The following is a 26,069-nucleotide window of genomic DNA, read 5'->3' on the forward strand; positions in this document are numbered from 1 at the left end:
CTTACATCCGTTTCATCTTCAGATACCGGGTGATCTCCGGCCACTGGTGGACGACCAGCGCCACCGTCCCGAAAATCATGACCAGAGCCGCGATACGCGACATCCTCATGTCAGGTCACCTCATCCCTCACACCCCGGCCGGGAGCCAGGCCCGGCACTTTCCGCAATCATGTCCATCACCAGGCGGACGGCTGGCCCGACCGCCGCCCGCACCGGCCCGCTCAGCTCCACCAGCACGTCCTCGCCGGGCTCGCCCGCCGGCACCACCGCCGGCTCGCAGCACATCACGATCACCCGCTCCGGCACCCGGCCGAGCTCCGCGGCCAGCCGCAGCACCCTGACCGGATCCATGCCGTGCGCCTCCACCGGCCCCGACCCGATCGACTCCGGCAGGTCCGAACCCGGCAGATCATGACGCGGCTGATCCACCTCCAGCACCGTGATCGTGCCCGGCGCCTGCCCCCGCACCGCCGCGTCCACGATGATCACCAGGCCGTAGTCCCGTTGCAGCGCGTACGCCAGATCCATGCCGCGGATGCCGAAGTCCACCACATCCACCAGCTCGTCCGGCCCCGTGCCGGACCACTGCTCCTCGGCGAGCCGGCGGACCACCTCCACGCCCCACCCGTCATCACCGAAGAACACGTTGCCCACCCCGGCGACCAGCACCCGCGCCGCCCGCTCCGCACCCTCCTCCGGCTCCACCGGCTCGATCTCCTCGGCCGAGTAGAAGAACCGGTGCCCCGGCAGCCGCGCCTGCCCGAGATCACGCCCCGGATCGTCGTCCAGGGTGACCGCGAAGTGAAAGACGCCCTCCTGGTCCTGCTCGATCGACTCCACCACCGCCACCCGCCCGTCCAGGACCAGATCCATGATGTCGGCCCGCGCCCGCGCCGGCCGCAACCGCACCCGGCACCCCTCCCGCACCGGCCACCCGGCCACCATCACCTCCTCCGGCCCGCGCCGCTCCATCCGCGCCCAGAAATCCAGCCCGGCCCCGACCCGCCCGGACCCGTCGAACTCCGCCGCGCCGGCCTCGCCGGGGAAGTCAGGGAAGTCAGGGGAGTCAGGGGAGTCGCCGCCGCGACCGGCGCCCGCGCCCAGCCCCGTCACGACGCCGGCTCCGCCCGCACGATCCCGTGCAACCGCATCAACTGCTCCGGCGACAACGCCGCACACCGCTCCAGAATCTCCCGCCCGCGCGGATCCCCCTCCCGGATCTCCCGCTGCTCCTCCTCGCTCAGCGCCAGCACACTCAACGTCAGCAACTGATCGATCTCCGTCGCGTCGAACAGATCACCCGGGCTCTGCGGCGAGATCCGCGGGTGGTCGTACAAGATGATCGGCGCCGACAGCATCGCCCGGCGATCACCCTCCGCACCCAGCAGCACCGGCCACCCGCCCACGTTCCGGCACCCCTCGGCGAACCCGCGCAACCCCTCAGGCGGATCCATCAGCGACACGAAAGCGCCACCGTCCGCCCGCAGCACCGTGTGCGCCGCCACCAGCGTCCGCCGCATCGCCTCCCCGCGCTCCTCACCGCACCACGCGGTCGTGTTCACCACCCGCACCGACAGCCGCACCAGCCCCGGCCGCAGCGACTCCGCCGCCACCTCCACCCGGCCGCGCAACGCCTCCCAGCAGCGCACCACCCCACCGGCCGCCACCTCACGCCCCGCGGGCACGTCGATCTCCACGACCCGCGGCTCCCGCAGCAGCGCCGCCACCGCAAGCCCGCACGCCGCCACCTCCCGCTCCACCGCCTCCTCGCGCGGAAAACCCTCCCGTACGGGATCCGCCTCGCACGTGACCACATGCAGCCACCGCACCCGCACCGTCACCGCCGCATCCGCGCCCGTGTCCGCCTTCAGCAGGCACTGCGTCCCAGACCACCACGCATACCCCGCCCGCGCCCGCCCGTACGGCTCCGGATGCACGCCGCCGATCGTCCACCGCTGCCGGTTCTTCAACGCCGACAGCCGATACGGCCACAACAGATACCCCTCGTACAGCACCGCCCGCGCCAGCCGCCCCGCCTCGTCATCCAGCTCGTCCATCACCCACCGCCCTCCTTCAACAACCTGTCCAGCACGTCGTCCCAGCCGGTCAGCGTGTGCCGCACCCGGTAGGCGTACAACCGGTCGAACACCTCCCGATCCAGCCGCACCCACGCGCTCCCGGCGAAATACCGGTCCATCAGCTCCCGCCACGCCCGCACCGGCATCCGGAACCCCGCCTCGCAGTCCCACGGCACCCGCCCGGCCAGCAGCCGCCCCTCCACCAGATAGAAGATCGTCCCGCTGAACAGGAACTCCAGCGGAATCTCCCCCTCCCGCAACCCGTGAAAGTACTTCGCCACCGCCACCTCGAAGTCATAGGTGCACGCCAGCCGCACCGCCACCACCGTCTCCCCGCTGAACGCCGGCACCTGCGTGACCGTCTGCGCCCACAGCAGACTCCGCAGATTGCGGCTCCACTCCTCCCGCCGGCCGAACAACTCCGCGAGCCGCTCCCGGCTCGCCTCGTCATAAGCCCGCCCGGCGGGGGAGATGCGCACCTGCGTGTCCAGCGTGAGCGACCGCACCGGCGGCCCACCCGCGTGCACGATCCGCAGCATGAACTCCAGCGTGGGCACCGCCGCGTACTCCGCCGCCCGCACCCCGTCCACCGTCATCGACAGCACCGGCACCCCGGCCGTCATCGAACCGTCCACCGGAGTCAGGCGGGGGACAGGTTCGGCATGTCCGGATCGATCGCGTCCCGATCGGCGGCGTTGATCCCGGTCGACCGCGCCGCGGTCGACCTCCCGTCCGGCAGATGACCCGGCTGCCCCTCGTAGTTCCCCGTCGCGTTCCCCTCGCGCACGCCCTTGACGTGCGCCGGCGCGTCCGGGCGCACCTGCCTGCGCCCGGTCACGATGGGCTCGGTCCTCTTCTTCCTGGCCATCACGCGATCCCCTTTCCCCTGCCCAGCGCCTCATCCGCCGGCGACACGATCCTGGACCGCCGGCGTAGTCCGGTGAAAAAGCTCGTGATCTCCCGCCACACCTCCGGCCCGCCCGCCAGCCCCTTCCACCGGGTCCGCAACAGGCCGACGAGCGCGTAACAGTCATCGACGGGCACGATCCAGTGCTCCCGCACCGGCCCCGTACGATTCACCAGCAACGCCTCGACATCCGCCGCCAGGCCGCGCAGCACCGGATTGGCCCGCCGCAACCCCTCCCACGTCGCCTCCTCCAGCGGCGACTCCACCGGCCCGCCGGGACTCGGATACACCAGCACGGCCCGCCCCGCCGCCGAGTCCTCCACCACGAACGCCATCCGCACCGGAATGCTCAACCCCGCCCAGGTGGCGTCATCCAGCACGAACCCCTCCACCAGCCACCGGCGATCCGGCACCAGCACGTACCGCGCCTCCCCGCCCGGACCCGCCGCCGCCCGATCGAACAGCACCGCGCAGGCCCGGCACGCACACCGCAGCTCCCGCCCGGCCACCTCCAGCAGATGCCGGTGCTCCGCCGCCACGGCGGCCGCGCACACCTCACACCGCTCCCCGTCCTCCCGCCTCTCGCCACCCGCCCGCACCCCGACCGGGTCGTACGACGACGCGAGGTCGTACGGCAACGACGACACGGAACCGGGCGGCGAGGCAGGACCGGGGTGCGGCGCGGGGCTGGGCGATGCGGGGGGAGCGGGCGGCACGGTGGCGGCTCCCGGACGGACGCCGGTCAACTCCCCGGCGATGAGCCTGCGCAAGGCGCCGCCCGTCACGCCCGGCCTCACGCCGGCATCCCCGACGGACCCCGTACCGGAGCCCGGAACAGCTCCTCCACGGGGATCACCACGGCAGGCGGCGCACTGTCCACGACCTCGATCTCGACCCGCTCGATCTCCGGCGCCGCGTCACGCACCGCCGCCTCCAGCGCCGAGCCGAGCGCGTCCCGCGACGAGCCGCAACCCTTCGCCGCCCGCCGCAACCGCACCCGGGCCACCCCCGGACCCACCTCCACGACCTCCGCCGCCACCCCGGCCACCCGCGCGGCCGCCCGCTCCACCCGCACCCGCGCCTCCACCGGATGCAGGCCGTGCAACAACAGCAGATGCGACACCAGCTCATCAGCGGCCACCCGCTCCACGAGCCCCTCCACCGCCCCCGAAGCCGAGACAGCCGAGACCGAAGCCGCCCCAGGAGCCGAGACGGGAGAGCCTGGAACCGGCAGGGGAGCCGGCGGGGGAGCCGGCGGGGGAGCCGACACCGCCGATACCGTCGCCATCACCCGCGACAACGCCTCCCCGTACAGCTCCAGCAGCGCCCCGGCCAGCTCCACCGCCCGCTCGTCGGCCACCTCCAGCAGCGCCTCGACCCGGCGCACCCGCTCGGCGACCTCCCGCTCCTCCACCGCTAACCCCCCGCACTCATCCCGAGCGTGGGGGAGTGCACCTGCCGCAGCACCTTCCCGTCACCCAGATACATGTGCACCCCGCACGGCAGGCACGGATCGAAGCTCCGCACCGTCCGCATGATGTCGATGCCCTTGAAGTTTTCCGGCCCGTTCTCCTCGAAGATGTGCATGCCCTGCACCGCGTCCTCATACGGCCCCGGCGTCCCGTACACGTCCCTCGGACTGGCGTTCCACGGCGTCGGCGGATACGGATGATAATTCGCGATCTTCCCGTCGCGGATCACCATGTGATGCGACAGCACCCCCCGCACCGCCTCATGGAACCCGCAGCCGATCGCCTCCTCCGGCACGTCGAAGTCCGTGAACACCTTCGTCCGCCCCGCCCGCACCTCCGTCAGCGCCTGCTCCACGAAATGGAACGCGATCGCCGCCGCGTACGCGACGAAGTACATCCGCGCCCGGTTCCGCTCGATCGTGTTCGCCCACCGCGGCACCTGCCACTCCAGCCGCATCTCCGGGAACGCCGCGCTCTTCGGCAGATTGATCTCCACGCTCCGCCCGGTCGCCCGCACCGGCCCCGTGTCCACCAGCCCCGCCAGCGCCGTCGTCCACAACCGCGCCAGCGGCCCGCCCCCCGTGTCCAGCGCCAGATGATCGCCGGTACGGTCGTCGAACCAGCGGGGACTCATCACCCAGCTGTAGTTGCCGCCGTCCAGATCCCGCTTCTGCGGCTTGGGCAGCGTCGTCTGGTTCCACGGATGCCGCTGATCGACCGGATTGCCCAGCGGGTCACGCTCGACGAACCGCTCCTCACTCACCCAGTCGTCGTAGAACGAGCTCCCCAGCAGGATCCTGATCCCCAGATTGATGTCGACCAGGTTCGTCGTGCGCAGCTCACCGTCCAGCACGATCCCGGGCGTCACGAACATCGCCCGGCCCCACTCGTCCATGTGCCGGTAGTCGTAGTCCACCACCGCCGGGTCCTGGAACGCCCCCCAGCAGCCCAGCATCACCCGCCGGCGACCCACCTCCTCATACCCCGGCAGCGCCTCGTAGAAGAAGTCGAACACGTCGTCGTTCATCGGCACGGCCTTCTTCACGAAGTCCAGCACCCTGATCAGCCGCACCAGATAGTCGGTGAACAACTGCGGCGTCGCCACCGTCCCCACCCCACCCGGATACAGCGTCGACGGATGCACATGCCGCCCCTCCATCAGGCAGCACATCTCCCGCGTCACCCGGCTCACCTGCAACGCCTCGCGGTACATGTCCCCGACGAACGGATTGAACGCCCGCATGATGTCCGCGATCGTGCGATACCCGTGTATGTCACCACGCGGCGCCTGCGTCGTCTCCGCCCGGCGCAGCAGACTCGGATTCGTCTCCTTCACCATCTGCTCGCAGTAGTCGACGAACACCAGGTTGTCCTGGAAGAGCGTGTGATCGAACATGTACTCCGCGGCCTCACCCAGATTCATGATCCAGTCGGCCAGCGGCGGCGGCTTGATCCCGTACGCCATGTTCTGCGCGTAGATCGAGCAGACCGCATGATTGTCACCACAGATGCCACAGATCCGGCTGGTGATGAAATGCGAATCCCGCGGATCCTTCCCCTTCATGAACACGCTGTAGCCACGGAACAACGACGACGTGCTCTTACACTCCACCACCTCCCGATTCTTGAAATCGATCTTCGTATAGATCCCCAGATTGCCGATGATCCGGGTGATCGGATCCCACGACATCTCCACCAGCTCGCGGGTCTCCTGCGCCTGCACTGATCGGGCCGTCACCTCGACGTCCCCCCTTCTAGCCCCGCCAGCGGGGATCGTAGCCGCTCGTCAATCGCCGGCCGTTGTGCCGCCACTTCGGCTCCTTGTTGGCCGACTTGTTGGTGATCGCCCGAAGACTGCGCACCAACCCCCCGTACATCGACGCCATCCCCGCCGACAAAGACCCGCCCGGCGGCTCATCCATGAACGGCATGAACTTGTCCGGAAAACCAGGCATCGTGCAGCCGATACAGATCCCGCCCACATTCGGGCACCCACCGATACCGTCCATCCAGCCGCGCTTGGTGACATTGCAGTTCACCACCGGCCCCCAGCAGCCGATCCGCACCTGGCACTTCGGCGAGTTGTAATCCCGCGCGAAATCCCCCTGCTCGTAATAACCCGCCCGGTCACACCCCTCGTGCACCGTCTTGCCGAACAACCACGTCGGCCGCAACTGCCGATCCAGCGGAATCATCGGCGCCAGCCCCGCCACCTGATACAGCAACCAGGTCAGCGTCTCCATGAAATTGTCCGGCTGCACCGGGCACCCCGGCACGTTCACGATCGGCAACCCACCCGCCGACCGGAACCCCTCCCCCAGATAATCCGCCAGCCCCATGCTCCCCGTCGGATTACCCGCCATCGCATGAATACCGCCGTACGCCGCACACGTGCCGATCGCCACCACCGCCCACGCACCCGGCGCCAGCCTGTCGATCCACTCGTTCACCGTGATCGGCTGACCCGTCACCGGATCATTGCCCATCGACGTCCAGAACCCCTCGCCGTTGATGTGCTCGTTCGGGATCGACCCCTCCACCACGAAGATGTACGGCCCCAGCTCACCCTCCGCCGCCCGATGGAAGGCCGCCATGAACTCCGCGCCCACCTCCGGCGCCAGCACCTTGTTGTGCAGATGCACCTTCGGCAACCCCGGCACCAGCCCGAGCAGCACCTCCTCGATGCTCGGCAGCCCCGCGGCCGTGACCGACACCGTGTCCCCGTCACAGCTCATGCCCTCCGACGTCCACAGAATGTGAACCTCGTCGACCCCCGCCTGCGGCGTGACCGCGCTCATGCCACCACCCCCTCACCCCGCCCGGACACCCACGGCGTCCGGAACGTGACTCTGAGTAGTGCTCTACCTCAGCACGAGGCCCCACAAACCACACCAGTCAGGACACACGCCGGAGCAAGGGATGCAACCTCCCCGCGTCACACCACAGTCAACTGCGGAAACCGAGGCTCCCGCACCCGCGCCACCACCGACCCCACCGGCACCCCGTACCGCCGGCCCAACTGCCCGATCTGCCCCAAGATCCGCCGCTCATAATCGGGGGAGGGGAACCCCGCCCCGTCATACAGCTCCTCATAACGCCCCACCAGCTCCGGACGCGCCCGCCCCAGCCACTCCACGAACCACGCCCGCGTCCCCACCGGCAACCGCAACACCACCGGCTCCACCGCCACCGCACCCGCCGCCGCGATCCGCCGCACCGTCGCCTCCAGCTGATCCGCCCCATCACTCAGCAACGGCAACACCGGAGCCATCAGCACCCGGCACTCCACCCCCGCCTCCACCAGCGACGCCACCAACTCCAGCCGCGCCTGCGCACCCACCGCACCCGGCTCCACCGCCCGCCGGATCCGCTCGTCCACGAACGCGATCGACACCGCCACCTGCGCACCCGCCCGCGCCAGCAACGCCGCGTCCCGCAACACCAGCGGACTCCTCGTATACACCGTGAACGGCACCGCCGCCCCCGCCAGCGCCCCCACGATCCCCGGCATCAACCGGTACGTACGCTCCGCCTCCTGATAACAGTCACCACTCACCCCCACCGCCAGCGCCTCACCACCCCACCGGCCCAACTCGACACCCAGCCGCTCCACCGCGTTCGCCTTCACCACGACCCGCGTGTCGAAATCCACCCCCGTGTCCAGCCCCAACCGGCGATGCCCGCCGCGGGCACCGCAGCCGCGGCAAGCATGGGCGCAACCACGGTAGGGGGACACCGCCCACCGCTGCGCGATGCCCGCGGACCCCGGCACCCGCTCGATCACCGTGCGGACCTGCGTCTCATAGAACCCGTCACGCACCACGGCCCGCCGCTCGATCAGCGGCCGCTCATCGACGGCGTCCACCAGAGGTAACGCATCCCAGCCCACCCGCCCAGTGGAACACGCATTCGACTCCCTTTTCAACCCGCCCACCCTAAACTGGCACGCCCGCACCACCATCCCAGAGAGGGCCCCATGCCCTGGCTCCTGCTCGCCCTCGCCATCGCCAGCGAAGTCACCGCCACCACCGCACTCAAACTCAGCGACGGCTTCACCCACCTCGGCTGGACCACCCTCACCGCCCTCGGCTACATCACCTCCTTCATCCTGCTCGCCCAGGCACTCAAACTGCAGCTCGACATGGGCACCGCCTACGCCGTCTGGGCCGGCGCCGGCACCGCCCTCATCGCCCTCATCGGCGCCGCCTTCATGGGCGAAAGCCTCACCCCACTCAAAATCGGCGGCATCCTCCTCATCATCGGCGGCGTCGTCGTCCTCAACCTCGCCGCCACCCCATGACCACCCAAGAACGCAGCCGCCGACGCCACGCCCACCACCCGCACACCCTGCTCACCGCCGCCCGCGAAAACGCCTCGCGCCCCACCCAGCCGCCCCTCTACACTGCGCCGGTGCTCAAACCTGACTACCCGATCACCACCGACCGCCTCCTCCTGCGCCCCTTCACCCCCCACGACCTCCACCCCCTGCACGCCTACGAATCCCGCCCCGACGTCACCCGCCACCTCTACTGGGGACCCCGCGACCTCGACACCACCCGCACCTTCCTCGACAAGAAGATCTCCCGCACCGCCCTCCTCAACGAAGGCGACGCCATCGACCTCGCCATCACCCAGCGCGACACCGGCGACCTCATCGGCAACTGCCTGCTCATCTGGACCAGCCAAGAACACCGCCAAGGCGAGATCGGCTACATCCTCAACCCCACCCACCACGGCCACGGCTACGCCCCCGAAGCCGCCCGCGAAATGCTCCGCCTCGGCTTCGACCACCTCGGCCTGCACCGCATCGTCGGCCGCCTCGACGCCCGCAACACCGCCTCCGCCCGCGTCCTGGAAAAACTCGGCATGCGCCGCGAAGCCCACCTCATCGACAACGGACACGTCAAAGGCGAATGGTCCTCAGAAATGATCTACGCCATGCTCGCCACCGAATGGACGCCATGACCATCCACCACCTGGCACTCCCCACCGACTGGACCCACGCCCAGCACACGGGGGAGTACCGCATCTCCACCCTCGGCCGCACCCTCGACCAAGAAGGCTTCATCCACTGCAGCCGCGACCTCGACCAACTCCACGGCGTCCACACCACCTTCTACAGCCACCTCACCGAACCCCTGCTCATCCTCGACATCGACCCCACCGGCCTCGACATCCGCACCGAGAACGGCTTCCCCCACCTGTACGGCCCCCTGCCCGTCACCGCCGTCACCGCCACCCGCCCCTACACCCGCTGACCCCCACCCGCCACGGGCGAAATTCGTTGGCGCCGCCGTCACGCGGCGGTCTAGCGTGGCGCCCGTCAGGCGCCGGGCAGAACCCGCCCGGCCGCGCCCGTCAGCCAACAGATTGGAGATGCGCCATGACGTCGCACCTCTTCGCCCTCTGCTTCGACGCGAACGACCCACCCCGCCTCGCGCGCTTCTGGGCAGAATTCCTCGGCTGGGAACTGTCCGACGACCCCCACGACGGCATCACCACCCTGCCCGACGACGACACCGGATTTCACATCCGATGGCTCCCCACCCACGCGAAGAGAACCGGGCCCAACCGGGTCCACTTCGACCTGACCAGCACCTCCCTGGAAGACCAGCAGCACAAGGTGGCCAGAGCACTCGAACTCGGCGCCCAGCACCTCGACGTCGGCCAACTCCCCGAAGAAGACCACATCGTCCTCGCCGACCCCGAAGGCAACGAGTTCTGCATCGTCGGACCCGACAACAAGTTCCTCGCCGACTGCGGCCTCATCGGAGCACTCTCCGGCGACGGCACCCAGCAGGTCGGCTACTTCTGGAGCCGAGCACTCGACTGGCCACTCGTCTGGGACCAGGACGAGGAGACCGCCATCCGCTCACCGCACGGCGGCCCCAAGGTCACCTGGGGCGGCCCGCCCGTCGAGCTCAAGACCGGAAAGAACCGGCTCCACTTCGACCTCGCCCCACCCGCACACGGCGACCAGCAAGCCGAGGTCGAGCGCCTCATCTCCCTCGGCGCCACCCGCCTCGACATCGACCGGCACGACACCCACGGGGTGCCGATGGCCGACCCCGACGGCAACGAGTTCTGCGTGCTGACCCCCCGCTGACCCCGAAGGCCCCCGGCACAAGAAAACGACCAGCCCGTCACCACCGCAGACGGCGTCTTCGCCCGCATCAACCGTGACGGTCTGGTCGTACAGACCCGCAACCACTGGCGGCCCACGGCCGCCGACAACACCTCAGCACCACCGCCCCACCCGGCGGCGGCACCTCAGCGCGACATCCCGGGAGCCACCGGAATCTGCTGCCCGCGCACCGGACCGGCCGGCGGCACCGGCGCGACCGGACGCACCTGCTGCTGCTCTTCCTGCTGCTGCGACTGCTGAGCCAACCGGGCCCGCTCGCCACGCCGTTCGGCGCAGCCACCCGCGCAGTAGCCATTCGTCACGATCAACCGCCCACGCAGTGACGTGTACGCCTCACGGCCCGATGCGGGGAGAACCCCCTGGCACACCGTACATAACACAGACTCGTTTCCCACGTGCTGCTCCTCTCGCGGCGCGATAGCAGAAGACCACCCTAAACGCCACACCGCGCCAAAGACAGCGAATCAACGACAAGTCAGAGGTGCTGTCAAGCACGCGGCGCATCCGGCGGCGCAATCCCGCGAACCAGGGGAGTGGCCCCCAGAACCCCACCCAAGATCTCAAACGGCACAGACCGTACCCACAGTGACCAGCCCTGACACCTCCGACACGGAAGTCACCAACTCTCACACGAAACGGTCACCGCCACGCGCGAAACAGCGGATCTCATCGGAGCGCTCACGCACCGTGAGGTAACGCATCTCACAGGATCCATATCCGGCTCGGCCCAAACGGGCATATCTGACCGGCATCGGTGCGCCGGGCCGACACGCGAGCCACACCACCCCAGGGGAGCCCCCACCCCCTCCAGAACCGGCTACTTGACATAATGTTCATTATCAAGCAACCTCAGATGCGCCCGAACCACCCCAAAGGCACGCTTCAAGAAGCACCCAACAGTCCAACTCGGCGCGCTACGATCCGGCCCATGGGACTCTCGGTGACCGAGCTGCTGATCATCGCCACCGTCCTGATCGTCGCCATCGGCGCCGGCGTCATCGCCCTCAACCGCCGGCGCGGCGACACGACGGACCGGCGCCCGGCGATGCCCGCGCCCCGGCCGTCAGCCCAGGAGCTCGACGGCGCCCTGCACGACCTGATCAGGCAGGACAAGAAGATCCAGGCGATCAAACTCCTGCGCGAGCACACCGACCTCAGCCTCAAGCAGGCCAAGGAAGCCGTCGACGGACTCGCCGCCGGCTACCCCATCCACTACCCGCCCGCCATCGCCCGGCGGCCCGCCCGGCCGCAGGCCGACCTCGCCTCCCGGGTGCGCGCGCTCAAGGAGGCGGGCCGCGCCGAGCAGGCCGTCCTCCTGGTACGCAGCGAGACCGGCATGGACGAGCCCAGCGCCACTCTCTTCGTCGACAGCCTGTGACCGCGCGGTCTCATTGGCGAGAACGCCTCTGATCAGCCCGCCGAAACGGCGATACGATCGGGTCATGCCCAGCCTGGCGATCTCCACCGGCGGTCTCGTCGCCCTCACCGTCGTCGTCACGGCGGTGATCATCCTCCTGATCCTCCTGGCCGTGCGAATGACCCGCAGCCCCCGCAACAGCCTCACCCCCAACCCCGGCCTGGTCGATCAGGCGCGTGAGATGAAGGCGATGGGTCAGATCCAGGAAGCCGTCTTCCTCGTACGCGGCGAGACCGGCATGAGCCACCGCGCAGCCACCCGCTTCGTCAACCGCCTCTAACTCCACCAAAACACCCCGAAAGTGGCTATACCAGACAGAAGCTGGATTCTGTCTGGTATAGCCACTTGTCTGGCGCTGACCTGTCGTCAGCCGACCCGACCACGCCGTGGCCGTCCCTCAGATCAACCCGCTCGGTATCCGTTGCGAGTGCTGGCCTCACCGACCCCGCCCTCCCCTGCGGCCCGCTTCCGGCGGCGCGCATCGGGTCTCGAGTCTCACGTGCGCTGCAGGACGACCGGCCACCGCTCGCGGCGTTATCTGCGGCGGCGGCGTCACGACTGCACGAACCGTTCATGGCCGAAGCGTCTCCCGAGAATCTCGGCGGGCTTTTGGTCCGGTTCGCAGGCATATCAGGAGTTGACCAGGGTCATTCGGCCGTAACCGAATGACCCTGACCGGGCTTCTCATGACTACCTACGATGGGGATCAATCACCCAAAAAGTGAACACGGGGGTATTCATGTCAGGTAAGACCAGAGCGTATACGTCCATGGGCGCGATTCTCCTCACGGCCCTTGCGTTACTCGCGTCCGGGGCTCCGGCCTCTGCCGCCGCGACCGACCCGGGCAGGGGCTCGGATGCCCTTGCGAGCGAGAGCGCCGACCCGGTGACGCCCCTGGGAGGCTGTATCGGCACCATGTGCGGTCTCGTCTACAACTACAGCCCGGACACCATTTCCGTCACCATGGACTGGGGGAACATCAACGGGAACATCCGCTACCTCTACGGTGGGCAGAACACCCAGGGGTGGGGGGACGTCGACGGTGTCCACGTAGGTCCGGGGCTGACCAGGAGAGTTTACATCGACAGCCGGCTGTGGGGCGGGCGAGACGACGGTTACTACAATTGGGGGCCAGGCTGGCACAAAATCGAAACCGACGAAATCGTGTACATACAAAACCCCAACGGGTAACTCAATCTCAAGGGATTACCCGCTGCGCGCGTTTCGCGCCTCGGTGAGGAGCTCGTTGCCGAGCCGGGTCGGATGGTGGAGCATCAGGTTGGCCTGCCGGACGCTGGTGATCAGCTTGGCCTGGCGGAGCACCTGGGCGTGCTCGCTCGCCGTGGCCTGCGAGACCCCTGTCCGGCGAGCCAGCTCGGTGGTGCTGCAGCCGCCGGGGGTCAGGGCGATGCGGTGCAGGATCTCGGCTCGGGTTCGCCCCAGCAGTGCTGCCAGGGCGTCTGTGGCGCCGGTGTCCGGGGGGCGCCGGTGGGGAGCGGGATAGGCCAGCACGGGAGGTAATCGGTGGTCGACGAGGGCGACGGGGTTGGCTCGGCAGAAGTAGGTCGGGATCAACGTCAGCCCTCGTCCCCGGAGGTGGATTTCCCGGTCCAGCCCGGGCGGATAGTCCACTTCGAGGGTGGGAGGGCGCCAGCGGATCGTGGGCTTCAGGTGGGCGAGCGTCTGTTCGATGCCGTCCATGCTGAGGTGACGCAGCAGGATGGCGCGCTCCTGGGCCAAAATGCGGTCGATCGCGGGGCGTCGTGGGGTGAGAATGGTGTCGCAGTAGGCGGCGGCCAGGTTGCCGAGTCTTGCGATGGTCTGCGGGTTACCTCGTGCGAGGTCCTCCAGGTCGGCGGAGGCCAAGCCCGTGCTGTGGCGCAGGAGGTCGAGTTCGTGCTGGATACGGGCACGCGGGGTGTCCAGAAGCGCCTGGATCGCGTTCTCGTCGGATAGCTGGGCTTCGATGGGGGTCAGGAAGTCGGGGAAATACGGGCCGCGCGGTGCGAGTGGCAGCAGGAGCGCGCGCACGGATGGGAGCAGGCCGGTTTCCGTCAGCCGGAGGTGGGCCTGGCGTCGCCATGAGTCCATGGTCGCGCCGCCGTCACGGATTTGCAGGCGGTGGAGGCTGCCCATCATCTCCCACATGAGATCGGCCCGGTTCGCGATCCGGGTCAGTGCGAGATCTTCCGTGGTGAAGACGATTTTCAGGGTGCCTTTGGGGCGCTGTGTCGACATGTTTGCTGACCTTCCCGTTGCTGGGAGACGTCACTGCGACGCGTGTCGGGGTGGGCGATGACTCGGCGGCGCCGGAAGCATGCGATGACGATGATGTCCTGCCTCTGAGTGCGCCGAAACCCTGATGTCACTGGTTCGTGCGCCAGAGGCCGGCGCGGCCCGGCTGTCGTGCGGCGGTTTCACGTACCCAGGCTTGTGCGGCCCGTCCGGGCACTCCCCTGGGCCGGATCGGCGCGGCCGGGTCTTCGTCGGTTCAGGTTGGCGTGGACGGGTCGGGATGGTGACCGTTCGCGAGGTGGGGTCGTACGGAGTGTGGTGGTTTTCGGCTGTGCGGTGGGGTGGGGTGAGATGCGGAGATTCACCACACTTCGCGAGGAAATACCCGACAAAAGTGGACTAATGGGGTCAACACGGGCGGCTTTTTGTCGTGATATGTCAGCAGGGCTTGCTCGGCCATGTCAGCATCGACGGATGAACGGGTCATATGGGGCTGCCGTAAACCGCTGGGGCCGGTGGGCTCCCCCGCGGCGGCCCCGCGCCGTCTGACCACCCCCCGTCCCCTGGCCGATCCCCTCAGAAGGAATCTCCCCTTGCGTATCCTGCTTCTCTGCTCCTCGTTCAACGGCCTGACCCAGCGCGCCTGGCTGGAGCTACGCCGGGCCGGTCACGACGTCAGCGTGGAGCTGGCGCTGTCGGAGCGGGTGATGCTCGAGGCCGCCGAGCTGGCCAAGCCGGATCTGGTCATCTGCCCGTTCCTGAAGGAGAAGGTGCCGGCGCGGCTGTGGCAGACGCAGCGCACGATCATCATCCACCCGGGGCCGCCCGGCGACCGGGGCCCGTCGTCGCTGGACTGGGCCATCGCCGACGCCGAACCCGAATGGGGCGTGACCGCGCTGCAGGCGGTGGAGGAGATGGACGCCGGCCCGATCTGGGGCTACCGGATGTTCCCGATGCCGGCGGAGCCGCCGCGTAAGTCGGCGCTGTACAACGGGCCGGTGGCAGAAGCCGCGGTGGAGCTGGTGCTGGAGGTGGCGGCCAAGGCGGCGGACCCGGCGTTCATGCCCACGCCGCTGGACCCGCGCCGCCCCGAGGTGGTGGGGCGGCTGCGGCCGGCGATGCGGCACGCCGATCGGGACGTGTCCTGGGCGGCGCCGACGGAGACGGTGCTGCGGCGGGTGCGGGCGGCCGACGGGGCGCCGGGCGGCCGGGCCACGCTGTGCGGGCTGGCGGTGCGGGTGTTCGACGTGTACCGGGGGCCGGCGGTGGCCGGGGAGCCGGGTGCGGTGGTGGGGCGGCGTGAGGGCGCGGTGCTCGTGTGCACCGGTGACGGCACGGTGTGGGTCGGCCATCTGCGGCTGGACGAGCCGGGGGCGGTGAAGCTGCCGGCCGCGGCCGTGCTCGGCGATCTGGTCGCCGGTGTCGAGGAGGCGGCGGGGTACAGCGAGATCACCTATGACCGCAGCGAAGGGGTCGGGGTGGTGAGTTTCGACTTCTACAACGGGGCGATGTCGACCGATCAGTGCCGGCGGCTCGCGGCGGCGTTGCGGTACGCGGTGGCGCAGGACACGCGGGTGCTGGTGGTGCGTGGCGGTGAGACGTTCTCCAACGGGATCCATCTGAACGTGATCGAGGCGGCCCGTCATCCGGAGATGGAGGCGTGGATGAACATCAACGCGATCAATCAGGTGTGCCGTGAGGTGCTGTGGTGTACCGGGCAGCTGGTGGTGGTGTCGGTGGGCGGGAACGCCGGTGCGGGCGGGGTGATGATGGGGCTGGGCGGCGATCGGGTGATCATGCGGGCCGGGGTGGTGCTGAATCCGCATTACCGGACGATGGGGCTGTTCGGCAGCGAGTTGTGGACGTACGCGCTGCCGCGGCGGGTGGGTGCGGAGCGGGCGGCGCGGTTGACGCAGGAGGCGTTGCCGATCGGTGCGGTGGACGCCGTCGAGGTCGGACTGGCGGACAAGGTGGTGGCGGGGACGCGGCCGGAGTTCGAGCGGACCGTTCTGGAGTATGCCGAGAGGCTGGCGGTGGATCCGAACTATGAGCGGTTGCTGGCGGCGAAGCGGGCGGCGCGGGAGGTGGATGAGCGGCGTAAGCCACTGGACGCCTATCGGGTGGAGGAGCTGGCGGAGATGAGCCGGGACATGTTCGACGACCGGTGCGGGTTCCGGGCGGCGCGGGAGGGGTTCGTGCTGAAGCGGAAGGCGGAGGCCACGCCGGAGCATCTGGCGGTTCATCGGGAGTTGTCCGGCGCGTCGAACGCGTCGAACGCGAGACCATCTCATATGTGAGATAGGTTGTCGTCTTGTGGCAGATGACTATCTTGTGCGAATCGGCCGGCTCATCCGAGATGCGCGCCAGCATCGAGGATGGACGCAGCTCCAGCTGGCCGACGCCCTGGCAACGAGCCAGAGCGCGGTCAACCGGATCGAGCGCGGCAACCAGAACATCAGTCTTGAGATGATCGCCCGGATCGGCGAAGCGCTCGACAGCGAGATCGTCTCCCTGGGCTACGCGGGACCGATGCACCTGCGGGTGGTGGGCGGCCGCCGCCTGTCAGGCAGCATCGACGTCAAGACGTCGAAGAACGCCTGCGTGGCCCTGCTGTGCGCGTCCCTCCTCAACTCCGGGCGGACGATCCTGCGCAAGGTCGCCCGCATCGAGGAGGTCTACCGGATCCTCGAAGTGCTCGCCTCCATCGGCGTACGGGCACGCTGGATCAACGAGGGCAGCGACCTGGAGATCGTGCCCACCGCCCGGCTGGACCTGGAGGCGATGGACACCGAGGCGGCCCGCCGCACCCGCAGCGTCATCATGTTCCTCGGACCGCTCATGCACCGCACCGAACAGTTCCGGATCCCGTACGCCGGTGGCTGCGACCTCGGCACCCGCACCGTCCAGCCGCACATGTCGGCCTTGAAGCACTTCGGCCTGGACATCACCGCCACCGGCGGCTTCTACCACGCGCGCGTCGACCACGAGGTATCCCCCACGCGGCCCATCGTGCTCACCGAACGCGGCGACACCGTGACGGAGAACGCCCTGCTGGCCGCCGCCCGCCACGACGGCGTGACGGTGATCCGCAACGCCTCCTCCAACTACATGGTCCAGGACCTGTGCTTCTTCCTGGAGCAGCTCGGTGTGCGCGTGGACGGCATCGGCACCACCACCCTCACCGTCCACGGCGTGCCGTCCATCGAACGCGACGTCGACTACTCCCCCTCCGAGGACCCGGTCGAGGCGATGAGCCTGCTGGCCGCCGCCGTCGTCACCTCCTCGGAGCTGACGATCTGCCGGGTGCCGATCGAGTTCCTGGAGATCGAGCTGGCCGTGCTGGAGGAGATGGGCCTCGACCACGACCGCAGCGCCGAATACCCGGCCGCCAACGGCCGCACCCGCCTGGTCGACCTGACCGTCCGGCCGTCGAAGCTCACCTCCCCCATCGACAAGATCCACCCCATGCCGTTCCCCGGCCTCAACATCGACAACGTGCCGTTCTTCGCGGCGATCGCCGCCGCGGCGCAGGGCTCCACGCTCATCCACGACTGGGTGTACGACAACCGCGCCATCTACCTGACCGAGCTGACCCGGCTCGGCGCCTCGGTGAAGCTGCTGGACCCGCACCGGGTGCTGGTCGAAGGCCCGACCCGGTGGCGCTCGGCGGAGATGATGTGCCCGCCGGCGCTGCGGCCCGCCGTGGTGGTGCTGCTGGCCATGATGGCCGCCGAGGGCACCTCGGTGCTGCGCAACGTGTACGTGATCAACCGCGGTTACGAGGATCTGGCGGAGCGGCTGAACGCGCTGGGCGCGCGGATCGAGACCTTCCGCGACATCTGAGGATTCTGTCGGTGCGGGCCGCTACCGTCTCTTCGTGGATCTCCATGGGGATCTCCATGAGGGTGAGGGGGGACGGTGCGGCCTGCGGAGCTCGACCGGCTGACGGTGGTGGAGGCGGCTGATCGCTATGTGGAGCTGGTGCGGGCCAAGACCCTGACGGGGGCGCTGTCCCCGGCGACGGCCGAGGTCTACGCGCGGGACGTGGCGACGCTCGTGGCGCTGGCCGGGGAGCGGACGGTGCTGGACGACCTGACCGGCGAGGACGTCGACGCGATCCTGCTCGCGTTCGCCCGCAAACCGGACGGCCGCCGGACCACGGACGCCGGCTCGCGGCAGTCGGCGTCGTCCCAGGCGCGTTTCCGCCGGTCGATCTCGGCGTTGTTCAAGCATGCGACGTTGGCCGGGTGGGTGCAGATCAACCCGATGGCGCTGGCCACCGTGACCGCCAAGGAGCGCGGGGGGCTGCGTGCCGAGCGGCGGGCGCTCACCCGTGAGCAGGCGCAGGGGCTCATCGGCGCGGCCCGGACCTTGGGTGAGGAGCCGCGGCGGCCGGAGCGGCGGCGTGATCAGCGCACGGAGCTGCGTGACGCGCTGGTGGTGTTGTTGCTGGCGGCGCTGGGGCCTCGGGTGTCGGAGCTGGTCCGGGCCAATGTCGAGGATTTCTACACCAATGACGGCGTGCGTTACTGGCGGATCTTCGGCAAGGGCGGCCGGACTCGTGATGTGCCGCTCCCCCGTGACGTGGCGGCGGTGCTGGAGGCCTATCTGCAGCGGGGCAGGCCCGCGACGCAGGACAAGGCGCTGCTGCTGTCGTGGCGGGGGCGCAGGCTGGCGCGCGGGGACGTGCAGGCGGTGATCGACCGGGTGCTGCGTGAGGTCGATCCGGAGCGGCGGCGGTCGGTGACGCCGCACGGGCTGCGGCATACGACGGCGACGCATCTGCTGGCCGATGCCGTCGACATGGACGCGGTGCGGCGGGTGCTGGGGCACAGCGATCTGTCGACGCTGGGGCGCTACCGGGACGAGTTGCCGGGTGAGCTGGAGGTGGCGATGCGGGCGCATCCGCTGCTGCGTGAGCCGAAGCGGTCCGACTGACGGGGGCGCTGCCCGAGGTGCTACCTGGGGTGCTGCCTGGGGCGCTGGCCGGGGTCAGGTGGGGACGGCGGGGGCGGCGCCCACGGCGAGCCGGTCGAGGGGCACGTCGAGCACGACGGCCAAGGCGGCGATGGTGAAGAAGGCCGGTGTCGCGATCCGGCCTGTCTCGATCTTGCGGAGGGTTTCGGCGGACATGCCGGCGGCGGCGGCGACCTCGATGATGCTGCGCTCGCCTCTGGCCTGACGCAGCAGCCGGCCGAGTTCTTCGCCGCGGAGGCGTTCTTGCGGGGTCAGCGGGGGTCGCACCATGCGTCCGATTCTACACACCCCGATAACAATACCGTTATAGTTATCGCCGCCATTGACGACGGCCCCCGCTCCCCCGACCCCCCGGGGGCGCGCACCGACGCGCCCCCGCGGCCAGATGCTTCGCACCCCCCGGCTCCCCCATCCCCGACACGTTCACGCACGTCACCGGACCGCACGTCACCAACTCAGGATTCACTGCTCCTCCTCCAGACACACCATCACCTCGGTGACCAGCTCATCAGCCGGCGTCACCGCCGGATCGGACACGTACACCTCCCGGATCGGCCCGCCGATCCGCAGCCGCCGCTCCGCGCACCACGCCAGCACCGCATGCACCGTCAACCCGATCTGGTCGTACGGCCCCACATGAGTGGCGGTCGCGAACCGGCCGCCCGGCAACACCTCCGCACGCGCCCCACCCGTCAACGCCTCCACGCCCTCCAGCACGTACGCCACCTCGACCTTCACCACCTCTCCCAGGTCCATCGGAAACAGCCCCACCAGGCGAACCGGCGCATCAGGTGCCCGCGAGGCCGGCCCGCCCACCAGTCGCGCGACCGCGGCGGACGTCACCCGCCCGATGTCCTGCGGCCCGTCCGCCACCTCCCGCACCACCGCCACCCGCCGAGCGGGCTCACTCACCACCCGCACGTTCGCCGCCGGCAACCCGTGCGTCATCACCCGCTCCAGCGACGCCAACGTACGACTGCGCCGGGCAAGCTCCTCCTGCAGCGAATCCCGTACCTCGTCCAGAGCTCCCAACGCGCCCGACAGCACCTCACCGATCACCGCCAGCGGCACGTCGAGCGAGCGCAGCAACCCGATCGACAGCGCCACCCTCGCCTGCGACGCCCGGTAGTAGCGGTATCCCGAATCGGGATCCACATACGCCGGCTCCAGCAACCCCAGCTCGCCGTAGTGCCGCAACTGCTTCACACTCAACCGGGCCAGCCGGGCGAACTGCCCGATCGGCAGCAGATCATCTCTCACACCCACCAGCATGGCCGGTTGCGCCTGACGTCACGTGAGGCCCCATCCTGGAGGCATGAGTCTGTCTGTCGGCCAGGTGTCCGGTCTCGCCGGGATCACCGTGCGCACCCTGCACCACTATGACGAGATCGGCCTGCTCACCCCCGGTGAGCGCACCGGCGCCGGCTACCGCCGCTACACCGACGGCGACCTCATCCGGCTGCAGCAGATCCTCCTCTACCGGGAGCTCGGCTTCCCTCTCGACGAGATCGCCGTCATCCTCGACGACCCTCACGTGGACGAGCTGACCCAGCTACGCCGCCAGCACGAACTCCTCACTCGCAAGTCCGAACGCCTTCGTGAGGTCATCGCCGCCGTCGAGCGGGCGATGCAGGCGCGTTCCCTCGGCATCGCCCTGACCCCGCAGGAGCGCGTGGAGCTGTTCGGCGGCTTCCGGCCCGAGGACCACGAGGCCGAGGTCGAACGCCGCTGGGGCGGCACGGAGGCGTACACGCAGAGCCGCCGCCGCGTCGCCTCCTACACGAAGGCGGACTGGGCAGAGCTCACGGCCGAGGCCGCCGCCCTCACCGAAGCGCTGGTCGCGGCGCTCAAGGGGGGTCTGCCGCCCGACGGCGTGGAGGCGATGGACCTGGCTGAACGGCACCGGCTCCACATCAGTCGCTGGTTCTACACCTGCGACCACGAACATCACCGGTGCCTGGGCGAGCTGTACGTGTCCGACCCACGTTTCACCGCCACCCACGACGCTCACGCCCCCGGCCTGGCCCGGTATGTGCGTTCGGCCATCGTTGCCAATGGTTTTCGGGTGGTCGGTGATTTTTGAGACCAGTGATGGCCTTTACATTGTAGATTAATGCGGTTGATCGGGTGGCGGATCGCTGGCGTCGTGGACCGGCTGCTCGACGGTCTGCCGGCCGTGTGTAAGGGAGGGCCATCGGTCCCCGGCCCACTCCGGCCAGCCCAGCCACCCCGGCGGCGGGCCGGGGATGTCGCCGCCGCCGAGTTCGGCGGCATCTGGTGCCTGGAACCGCTTGCGCCATGCGTCGATGTCCGCCTCGCTCATCGGAAATGTCGTGTGCGGTGCGGTCGCCTGACGGTGAGCGATCCGGGCGCGTTGGGCGTCCTTGTCGATGGGCAGGTAGATGACGTGGCAGGCTGCCCCGGCCGATGTCGCCAGCCAGCGCAGTGCCGACCGTTCGTCGCGGCTCCAGAGCCCGAAGTCGAGCACCACGTTGGTGCCCAGTCGCAGCGCTTGCAGGGCCAGGGCGATGAGCCGTCCTTCCAGAAGGTCGCGCTTGCCGTCGGGCTGCGACCCGTCGAACAAGGAGATCATCCACTCGTCCGGGGTCAGTTGCAGCGCGCGGTGCGCCGCGGCGAGTTCTTCGGCCCGGGTGGTCTTTCCGGCGCCGGGGAGCCCGACCATCAGGAGAAGCTTGGCGGGTTCGGCCTGCACGTCATGGTCCGGCTTCGCTCTCGCGGTGGCTGTGGCCGGCTCGTCGGTGACGGCGAGGAATGCCTCGGACGTACGAGAAAGAGGATCGTGGTGTGTTGGATGGAACCGCTGCGACATGGATGTGCTCCCCGGATCACGCAGGACGATCCGGCAGCACAGCGTGACACGTGATCGGGCTGCCGGGCGGGACACTGATCCGGCGGTACGCCCCGGCACTGACCCTAGCGGGGCAGGCGATGAGGCCGCGGTTCACGGCGACCGCGATACCGCCGCTAAGCGGCGGCGCGGATGTTCATAGCGGCACAGCAACCCATGTCACCACCATAAGCGACAGCACCGGCATAGTCGTCGACGGCGATCGGTGACCGCTCGGTCCTGCCGCCGCCGACGAGGAGATCAGCTCGGCGAAGGAAGTCCGCCGCGTTCGGCGAGGTACTCGTCGAGGAGATTGAACAGGGTGTCGATGACGAGTTCTTCCTGCTCGGTGGACAACTCCCAGCGGTCCCAGGTGCCCAGGGCGATATGACGCACCTGTCCTGACCAGTGGTGATTGCAGGTCTTGCCGCGACGGCCGATGAGCCATTCCGTCCACCCCTGCAGGCCGGGGCCGCCGTGTCGCCTGGCGTGCTGGTCGTAACCTTCGAGGAATGCCTCCAGGCCCGCCAGCCGACCGCCGAGGACGTACATCCCTGGTCGGCGTCTGATGGTGGCGAAGTACTCGCGCTCGCTCATAGAAGTCAGAGGCGTACTCATGATCGATGTTCTCACCTGCGCACAGCGGACCCCGCACCCGCCCGCCCTCATAGGCGCCTGTACGCGATCCGTACCGGCCGTCCGAGACCTCTCGGCAGGCGCGGCCGGCGGCGGGTCAGGGTTATGGATCATCTCTGTCCGGCGACTTGCTGGAGGCTTGCCATGGCCGACGTGCTGCTGTTCCATCACTCTCTCGGCCTCACCCCGGGTGTGATCGCTTTTGCCGAGGATCTCCGTGGCCACGGGCACGACGTGCACACACCTGACCTGTACGACGGCCGTACCTTCGACACCCTCGATGCGGGGTTGGCGTACTTCGAGCAGATCGGCGTCGATGGGTTCCTGGACCGCGGCGCTCGGGCGGCGGCGCCGGTCTACCTCGGGTTCTCCCTCGGCGTGCTTCCGGCGCAGCAACTCGCTCAGACCCGGCCGGGCGCGCGTGGTGCCGTATTCGTCCACGCCTGCGTGCCGAGCTCCTTCTTCGGGCCATGGCCGGCACAGGTTCCGGTCCGGGTCCACGCCATGGAAGCGGACCGCGTCTTCCTCGACGAGGGTGACGCGGACGCCGCCCACGCGCTCGTCGACCAGGCTTCCGACGCCGAACTGCACCTGTATCCCGGCGATGAGCACCTGTTCGCCGACAGCTCGCTGCCTTCCTACGACGCCAAGGCCACGACCCTGTTGCTTGCGCGTACGCTGGCGTTCCTCGGCACCCGCTGAGGAGCCATGTGCCGCGAGGTCGGTCGCGCCGACCGTGATGCCTTTCTCACCCCGGTGACTTCGATCGCGGGCTCGCGGTTGTGTTCAGGCCGTCCAGGAGCAGGTCGAGGCCGGTGGTGAATTGGTCGCGGTCGTCGTGGTCGCGTAGGTCCGTGGTGGTGCGGGTGAGGAAGGGGTAGTCGGCGGGGTCGAGTTTCTCCCAGTGTTCGGCGGTCTGGGCGAGGAAGGCGTCGCGGCCGGTGGCCGCGACGGCGGTGGCGCGGGGGGCGATGATCTGGGCGCTGACGCCGGTGATGTAGTACGAGATCGCGGTGGAGACCGCGAAATGCCGTTCGGCGGGCAGCCCGGTGCGTGCGACGAGGGTGCCGATGCGGTCGAGCAGGCGCAGCGCGTTCGCCAGGGTGGGCGGCGCGTTGACGTGCGAGGCCGCCCACGGGTGCTGATCGAGGGCGTCGAAGACGGCGATGGCGAGCGCGCGCAGCCCGGCGCCGGCGCCTTCCCCGGGGGGCGGGGCCGCGGTGAAGGCGTGGCCGAGCACCTCGTCGGCGGCCAGGGCGACGAGCTCGTCCTTGTTCGTCACGTGCCAGTACAGCGCCCCGGGGCCGGTGTTCAGCTGTTTGGCCAGCAGCCGGAAGGTGAGTCCCCGCTCGCCGAGCTCGTCCAGCAGCGCGATGGCCGCGCCGACGATGATCTCTCGCGACAGGGCGTCGGCACGCCATTTCCCATCGGGTGCTCTTCCTCGTGTCCGTGGCATGCCCCCATTTTGACACACTCTGGAACCGCGTTCCATACTCCTTATGGAACGTCGGTCCAAATAGTGTCCCGGGCAGCTGCCCGGCGCTCCCCCGCACGGGAACGAGGAAGCCCATGAACACCAGCCACTACCCGATCGCCATCGTCGGCGCCGGCCTCGGCGGCCTGACCCTCGCCCGGGTCCTACACGTCCACGGCATCCCGGCAACGGTCTACGAGGCCGACCCCTCGCCACAGTCCCGCACGCAGGGCGGCCAGCTCGACATCCACGAGGACGACGGGCAGCGCGCGCTCGCCGACGCCGGCCTCACCGACGAGTTCCGCGCGATCATCCACGAAGGCGCCGAGGCCCTGCGCGTGCTCGACCAGCACGGCAAGCTGCTGCACGACACCCCCGACGACGGCACGGCGCGACGTCCCGAAGTGCTCCGCGGCGACCTGCGCCGGATCCTGCTCGACTCCCTGCCCGGCCGGACGGTCCGGTGGGGGCGCCGAGTCAGCGGTGTCCGGCCCCTCGGCGACGGCCGGCACGAGCTGACCTTCGCCGACGGCTCGACCGTGACCAGCGGTCTCCTCGTCGGCGCCGACGGCGCCTGGTCGAAGGTCCGCCCGCTGCTCTCCGACGCCAAGCCCGAGTACATCGGCACGACGTTCATCGACACCTACCTGCACGACGCCGACGAGCGGCACACGGCGACGGCCGAGGCGGTCGGCGCCGGCGCGATGTACGCGCTGACGCCGGGAAAGGGGATCATCGCGCACCGCGAGGCGGGGAACATCCTGCACGTGTACGTCGAGCTGAACCGGCCCGCCGAGTGGATCGCCGGCATCGACTTCACCGATGCCGCCGCCGCGACCGCTCGGGTCGCGGCCGAGTTCGACGGGTGGGCACCGGAGCTCACCGCGCTGATCACCGACGGGGAGGCGGCTCCGGTCGCGCGCATGATCCATGCGCTCCCGGACGGTCACCGATGGGAGCATGTGCCCGGCGTGACGCTCCTCGGCGATGCCGCGCACCTGATGCCGCCGTCCGGCGACGGCGCGAACCTGGCGATGTTCGACGGCGCCGAACTCGCCAAGGCGATCGCCGCGCACCCCGGCGACGTCGAAGCGGCACTCATCGCCTACGAGAGGGCGCTGTTCCCCCGCAGCGAGCCCTTCTACGCCGACGCCCACGACATGCTGGACCTCTGCCTCGGCGACCGCGCCCCGTTCGGGCTCCTCGACCTCCTCAACGGTGTCCCCCAGAGCCAGGTGAGAAATAACCAAGGAGGGGCATGTTCACGACAATGCGCGCCGCGGCGGTCACCGCCGGGTCCCTGACTTCAGTTATGGCGCGGGTCGTCTCGGGGATCGACGTACTCCAGGGTGATGGGTCCGATCGCCGTCACCTGCGTGATGTACTCGCCAGACTTCGCCCAGTGGAAATGCGGGGTTCCGCCCGGCAGTACGACGACGGCACCCGGCGGGTGCGCCTCCAGCTTCGCTTCGTCGAACTCCTCGCCACGTCCGATGTAGAAGACGCCGGACATGACCGTGTAGACCCGGTCCTCCTCGTGGCGGTGCGGCATCAGCTTCTCGCCGTCGGGCAGCTTGACCCGGACGGTGTACGGGCCGGGCCCTGGTGGATCGCCCACGATGACGGCGAGGCGGGCCGCGGGCGGGAACGCCGGAAACGGCCGCCACTCTATGTCCTGCGGGTGAAGCGACCTGAAGACATCCTGGTCGGCTTGGTGGATGCGCATCTTGGCGACCTCCTGGCGTGCGAAGCCTCCGCGATTTCCCTGTCAACCCTTCACCATGCCCCCGTGCGGAGTTCCCCTCTCTGCGGAAGCTGCCGGATCAGGTCAACCGGGCACAAAACTCCGCTATCGCGTCGAACGCCGCCGGTCCGTTCT

The 26,069-nt window shown here is 69.3% G+C and carries 31 protein-coding genes; 13 read left to right on the forward strand and 18 right to left on the reverse strand.

Annotated features, from left to right (window positions below):
- Window position 1: 1 nt before the first annotated feature.
- The 10 genes from OHA68_RS45470 to OHA68_RS37170 form a co-directional block, all read right to left on the reverse strand.
- Entirely contained in the window at window positions 2–109 is a 108-nt protein-coding gene (locus OHA68_RS45470) for a DUF6893 family small protein (protein WP_372462253.1), read from the reverse strand.
- Between the two features lie 11 nt (window positions 110–120).
- Window positions 121–1,113 carry a hydrogenase maturation protease gene (locus OHA68_RS37130; RefSeq protein WP_327104423.1) on the reverse strand — a complete coding sequence of 331 codons (993 nt, stop codon included), beginning with the start codon at window positions 1,111–1,113 and terminating at the stop codon, window positions 121–123.
- Entirely contained in the window at window positions 1,110–2,057 is a 948-nt protein-coding gene (locus tag OHA68_RS37135; protein WP_327104424.1) for a hypothetical protein, read from the reverse strand. The genes OHA68_RS37130 and OHA68_RS37135 overlap by 4 nt, the downstream gene beginning before the upstream one ends.
- On the reverse strand, window positions 2,057–2,701 hold the full coding sequence (locus OHA68_RS37140) for a DUF6084 family protein (RefSeq protein WP_327104425.1): 645 nt from the start codon (window positions 2,699–2,701) through the stop codon (window positions 2,057–2,059). The genes OHA68_RS37135 and OHA68_RS37140 overlap by 1 nt, the downstream gene beginning before the upstream one ends.
- A 17-nt stretch (window positions 2,702–2,718) precedes the next feature.
- Window positions 2,719–2,946, reverse strand: a complete 228-nt coding sequence (locus tag OHA68_RS37145; protein WP_327104426.1) for a hypothetical protein — start codon at window positions 2,944–2,946, stop codon at window positions 2,719–2,721.
- Entirely contained in the window at window positions 2,946–3,782 is an 837-nt protein-coding gene (locus OHA68_RS37150) for a DUF5947 family protein (protein ID WP_327104427.1), read from the reverse strand. The genes OHA68_RS37145 and OHA68_RS37150 overlap by 1 nt, the downstream gene beginning before the upstream one ends.
- Window positions 3,779–4,399, reverse strand: a complete 621-nt coding sequence (locus OHA68_RS37155; RefSeq protein WP_327104428.1) for a NifU family protein — start codon at window positions 4,397–4,399, stop codon at window positions 3,779–3,781. The genes OHA68_RS37150 and OHA68_RS37155 overlap by 4 nt, the downstream gene beginning before the upstream one ends.
- Window positions 4,400–4,401: 2 nt before the next feature.
- On the reverse strand, window positions 4,402–6,195 hold the full coding sequence (locus tag OHA68_RS37160) for a nickel-dependent hydrogenase large subunit (RefSeq protein WP_327104429.1): 1,794 nt from the start codon (window positions 6,193–6,195) through the stop codon (window positions 4,402–4,404).
- Between the two features lie 16 nt (window positions 6,196–6,211).
- Entirely contained in the window at window positions 6,212–7,255 is a 1,044-nt protein-coding gene (locus OHA68_RS37165) for an NADH-quinone oxidoreductase subunit B family protein (RefSeq protein WP_189140677.1), read from the reverse strand.
- Between the two features lie 137 nt (window positions 7,256–7,392).
- Window positions 7,393–8,322: a radical SAM protein gene (locus OHA68_RS37170; protein ID WP_327104430.1), complete on the reverse strand. Its 930-nt coding sequence runs from the start codon at window positions 8,320–8,322 to the stop codon at window positions 7,393–7,395.
- A gap of 111 nt (window positions 8,323–8,433) precedes the next feature.
- Between OHA68_RS37170 and OHA68_RS37175 the strand changes: the two genes are divergently transcribed.
- The 4 genes from OHA68_RS37175 to OHA68_RS37190 all read left to right on the forward strand — a co-directional run bounded on the left by OHA68_RS37175 (window position 8,434) and on the right by OHA68_RS37190 (window position 10,563).
- Window positions 8,434–8,757 (forward strand): DMT family transporter, encoded by a 324-nt coding sequence (locus OHA68_RS37175; RefSeq protein ID WP_327104431.1) that lies wholly within the window; start codon window positions 8,434–8,436, stop codon window positions 8,755–8,757.
- Window positions 8,754–9,422, forward strand: a complete 669-nt coding sequence (locus OHA68_RS37180) for a GNAT family N-acetyltransferase (protein ID WP_327104432.1) — start codon at window positions 8,754–8,756, stop codon at window positions 9,420–9,422. Before OHA68_RS37175 ends, OHA68_RS37180 begins: the two co-directional genes overlap by 4 nt.
- Window positions 9,419–9,715, forward strand: a complete 297-nt coding sequence (locus OHA68_RS37185; RefSeq protein WP_327104433.1) for a DUF952 domain-containing protein — start codon at window positions 9,419–9,421, stop codon at window positions 9,713–9,715. Before OHA68_RS37180 ends, OHA68_RS37185 begins: the two co-directional genes overlap by 4 nt.
- 125 nt (window positions 9,716–9,840) lie before the next feature.
- Complete coding sequence (locus OHA68_RS37190; protein WP_327104434.1) at window positions 9,841–10,563, forward strand: VOC family protein; 723 nt, start codon at window positions 9,841–9,843, stop codon at window positions 10,561–10,563.
- Window positions 10,564–10,727: 164 nt separating this feature from the next.
- Here OHA68_RS37190 and OHA68_RS37195 read toward each other — a convergent pair whose 3' ends face one another.
- Entirely contained in the window at window positions 10,728–10,997 is a 270-nt protein-coding gene (locus OHA68_RS37195) for a hypothetical protein (RefSeq protein ID WP_327104435.1), read from the reverse strand.
- A 533-nt stretch (window positions 10,998–11,530) separates the two neighbouring features.
- Between OHA68_RS37195 and OHA68_RS37200 the strand changes: the two genes are divergently transcribed.
- The 3 genes from OHA68_RS37200 (at window position 11,531) to OHA68_RS37210 (ending at window position 13,211) form a co-directional block, all read left to right on the forward strand.
- Window positions 11,531–11,980 (forward strand): ribosomal protein L7/L12, encoded by a 450-nt coding sequence (locus OHA68_RS37200; protein ID WP_327104436.1) that lies wholly within the window; start codon window positions 11,531–11,533, stop codon window positions 11,978–11,980.
- Between the two features lie 64 nt (window positions 11,981–12,044).
- A complete protein-coding gene (locus OHA68_RS37205) occupies window positions 12,045–12,299 on the forward strand; it encodes a hypothetical protein (RefSeq protein WP_189140670.1) in 255 nt (84 codons plus the stop codon).
- A 489-nt stretch (window positions 12,300–12,788) separates the two neighbouring features.
- The gene (locus OHA68_RS37210) at window positions 12,789–13,211 is read left to right on the forward strand and encodes a hypothetical protein (RefSeq protein ID WP_327104437.1); all 423 of its coding nucleotides are present in this window, start codon (window positions 12,789–12,791) and stop codon (window positions 13,209–13,211) included.
- A gap of 15 nt (window positions 13,212–13,226) precedes the next feature.
- Here the strand turns inward: OHA68_RS37210 and OHA68_RS37215 are convergent, their stop codons facing one another.
- Window positions 13,227–14,258, reverse strand: coding sequence for an ArsR/SmtB family transcription factor (locus OHA68_RS37215; RefSeq protein WP_327104438.1), 1,032 nt, complete (start codon window positions 14,256–14,258; stop codon window positions 13,227–13,229).
- A 590-nt stretch (window positions 14,259–14,848) separates the two neighbouring features.
- Between OHA68_RS37215 and OHA68_RS37220 the strand changes: the two genes are divergently transcribed.
- From OHA68_RS37220 to OHA68_RS37230, 3 genes are all read left to right on the forward strand, one after another.
- Entirely contained in the window at window positions 14,849–16,552 is a 1,704-nt protein-coding gene (locus OHA68_RS37220; RefSeq protein ID WP_327104439.1) for an enoyl-CoA hydratase-related protein, read from the forward strand.
- Window positions 16,553–16,568: 16 nt separating this feature from the next.
- On the forward strand, window positions 16,569–18,098 hold the full coding sequence (locus OHA68_RS37225; protein ID WP_327104440.1) for a helix-turn-helix domain-containing protein: 1,530 nt from the start codon (window positions 16,569–16,571) through the stop codon (window positions 18,096–18,098).
- A 75-nt stretch (window positions 18,099–18,173) separates the two neighbouring features.
- Entirely contained in the window at window positions 18,174–19,193 is a 1,020-nt protein-coding gene (locus OHA68_RS37230) for a tyrosine-type recombinase/integrase (RefSeq protein ID WP_327104441.1), read from the forward strand.
- Between the two features lie 54 nt (window positions 19,194–19,247).
- Here OHA68_RS37230 and OHA68_RS37235 read toward each other — a convergent pair whose 3' ends face one another.
- Together OHA68_RS37235 and OHA68_RS37240 are read right to left on the reverse strand one after the other, a co-directional pair.
- Complete coding sequence (locus tag OHA68_RS37235) at window positions 19,248–19,502, reverse strand: helix-turn-helix domain-containing protein (RefSeq protein WP_327104442.1); 255 nt, start codon at window positions 19,500–19,502, stop codon at window positions 19,248–19,250.
- Window positions 19,503–19,694: 192 nt separating this feature from the next.
- Window positions 19,695–20,492, reverse strand: a complete 798-nt coding sequence (locus tag OHA68_RS37240) for a MerR family transcriptional regulator (protein WP_327104443.1) — start codon at window positions 20,490–20,492, stop codon at window positions 19,695–19,697.
- A 55-nt stretch (window positions 20,493–20,547) separates the two neighbouring features.
- On the opposite strand from OHA68_RS37240, the gene OHA68_RS37245 reads away from it, so the two are divergent.
- Entirely contained in the window at window positions 20,548–21,315 is a 768-nt protein-coding gene (locus tag OHA68_RS37245) for a MerR family transcriptional regulator (RefSeq protein WP_327104444.1), read from the forward strand.
- Between the two features lie 27 nt (window positions 21,316–21,342).
- Here OHA68_RS37245 and OHA68_RS37250 read toward each other — a convergent pair whose 3' ends face one another.
- Together OHA68_RS37250 and OHA68_RS37255 are read right to left on the reverse strand one after the other, a co-directional pair.
- On the reverse strand, window positions 21,343–21,945 hold the full coding sequence (locus OHA68_RS37250; protein WP_327104445.1) for an AAA family ATPase: 603 nt from the start codon (window positions 21,943–21,945) through the stop codon (window positions 21,343–21,345).
- Window positions 21,946–22,341: 396 nt separating this feature from the next.
- Window positions 22,342–22,677, reverse strand: a complete 336-nt coding sequence (locus OHA68_RS37255) for a hypothetical protein (RefSeq protein WP_327104447.1) — start codon at window positions 22,675–22,677, stop codon at window positions 22,342–22,344.
- A 183-nt stretch (window positions 22,678–22,860) separates the two neighbouring features.
- Here OHA68_RS37255 and OHA68_RS37260 point away from each other — a divergent pair, with 183 nt between their 5' ends.
- Window positions 22,861–23,418 carry a dienelactone hydrolase family protein gene (locus OHA68_RS37260; protein ID WP_327104448.1) on the forward strand — a complete coding sequence of 186 codons (558 nt, stop codon included), beginning with the start codon at window positions 22,861–22,863 and terminating at the stop codon, window positions 23,416–23,418.
- 46 nt (window positions 23,419–23,464) lie between these two features.
- On the opposite strand, the gene OHA68_RS37265 is transcribed toward OHA68_RS37260, so the two are convergent.
- On the reverse strand, window positions 23,465–24,172 hold the full coding sequence (locus OHA68_RS37265; RefSeq protein WP_327104449.1) for a TetR/AcrR family transcriptional regulator C-terminal domain-containing protein: 708 nt from the start codon (window positions 24,170–24,172) through the stop codon (window positions 23,465–23,467).
- Between the two features lie 113 nt (window positions 24,173–24,285).
- Between OHA68_RS37265 and OHA68_RS37270 the strand changes: the two genes are divergently transcribed.
- Window positions 24,286–25,494 (forward strand): FAD-dependent oxidoreductase, encoded by a 1,209-nt coding sequence (locus OHA68_RS37270; RefSeq protein ID WP_327104450.1) that lies wholly within the window; start codon window positions 24,286–24,288, stop codon window positions 25,492–25,494.
- A 2-nt stretch (window positions 25,495–25,496) separates the two neighbouring features.
- Here the strand turns inward: OHA68_RS37270 and OHA68_RS37275 are convergent, their stop codons facing one another.
- Window positions 25,497–25,916, reverse strand: coding sequence for a cupin domain-containing protein (locus OHA68_RS37275; RefSeq protein ID WP_327104451.1), 420 nt, complete (start codon window positions 25,914–25,916; stop codon window positions 25,497–25,499).
- Window positions 25,917–26,069 lie beyond the last annotated feature (153 nt).

This window comes from Nonomuraea glycinis (assembly GCF_035920485.1).
GTDB lineage: Bacteria > Actinomycetota > Actinomycetes > Streptosporangiales > Streptosporangiaceae > Nonomuraea > Nonomuraea glycinis.

Excerpts from the sequence above, each read along its gene's own strand:
- OHA68_RS37270 (WP_327104450.1), top strand. The coding sequence starts at position 24,286 with ATGAACACCAGCCACTACCCGATCGCCATCGTCGGCGCCGGCCTCGGC.
- OHA68_RS37275 (WP_327104451.1), bottom strand. The coding sequence starts at position 25,916 with ATGCGCATCCACCAAGCCGACCAGGATGTCTTCAGGTCGCTTCACCCG.
- OHA68_RS37190 (WP_327104434.1), top strand. The coding sequence starts at position 9,841 with ATGACGTCGCACCTCTTCGCCCTCTGCTTCGACGCGAACGACCCACCC.
- OHA68_RS37180 (WP_327104432.1), top strand. The coding sequence starts at position 8,754 with ATGACCACCCAAGAACGCAGCCGCCGACGCCACGCCCACCACCCGCAC.
- OHA68_RS37245 (WP_327104444.1), top strand. The coding sequence starts at position 20,548 with ATGAGTCTGTCTGTCGGCCAGGTGTCCGGTCTCGCCGGGATCACCGTG.
- OHA68_RS37140 (WP_327104425.1), bottom strand. The coding sequence starts at position 2,701 with ATGACGGCCGGGGTGCCGGTGCTGTCGATGACGGTGGACGGGGTGCGG.
- OHA68_RS37165 (WP_189140677.1), bottom strand. The coding sequence starts at position 7,255 with ATGAGCGCGGTCACGCCGCAGGCGGGGGTCGACGAGGTTCACATTCTG.
- OHA68_RS37145 (WP_327104426.1), bottom strand. The coding sequence starts at position 2,946 with ATGGCCAGGAAGAAGAGGACCGAGCCCATCGTGACCGGGCGCAGGCAG.
- OHA68_RS37175 (WP_327104431.1), top strand. The coding sequence starts at position 8,434 with ATGCCCTGGCTCCTGCTCGCCCTCGCCATCGCCAGCGAAGTCACCGCC.
- OHA68_RS37135 (WP_327104424.1), bottom strand. The coding sequence starts at position 2,057 with ATGGACGAGCTGGATGACGAGGCGGGGCGGCTGGCGCGGGCGGTGCTG.
- OHA68_RS37265 (WP_327104449.1), bottom strand. The coding sequence starts at position 24,172 with ATGCCACGGACACGAGGAAGAGCACCCGATGGGAAATGGCGTGCCGAC.
- OHA68_RS37185 (WP_327104433.1), top strand. The coding sequence starts at position 9,419 with ATGACCATCCACCACCTGGCACTCCCCACCGACTGGACCCACGCCCAG.
- OHA68_RS37205 (WP_189140670.1), top strand. The coding sequence starts at position 12,045 with ATGCCCAGCCTGGCGATCTCCACCGGCGGTCTCGTCGCCCTCACCGTC.
- OHA68_RS45470 (WP_372462253.1), bottom strand. The coding sequence starts at position 109 with ATGAGGATGTCGCGTATCGCGGCTCTGGTCATGATTTTCGGGACGGTG.
- OHA68_RS37235 (WP_327104442.1), bottom strand. The coding sequence starts at position 19,502 with ATGGTGCGACCCCCGCTGACCCCGCAAGAACGCCTCCGCGGCGAAGAA.
- OHA68_RS37200 (WP_327104436.1), top strand. The coding sequence starts at position 11,531 with ATGGGACTCTCGGTGACCGAGCTGCTGATCATCGCCACCGTCCTGATC.
- OHA68_RS37260 (WP_327104448.1), top strand. The coding sequence starts at position 22,861 with ATGGCCGACGTGCTGCTGTTCCATCACTCTCTCGGCCTCACCCCGGGT.
- OHA68_RS37255 (WP_327104447.1), bottom strand. The coding sequence starts at position 22,677 with ATGAGCGAGCGCGAGTACTTCGCCACCATCAGACGCCGACCAGGGATG.
- OHA68_RS37215 (WP_327104438.1), bottom strand. The coding sequence starts at position 14,258 with ATGTCGACACAGCGCCCCAAAGGCACCCTGAAAATCGTCTTCACCACG.
- OHA68_RS37210 (WP_327104437.1), top strand. The coding sequence starts at position 12,789 with ATGGGCGCGATTCTCCTCACGGCCCTTGCGTTACTCGCGTCCGGGGCT.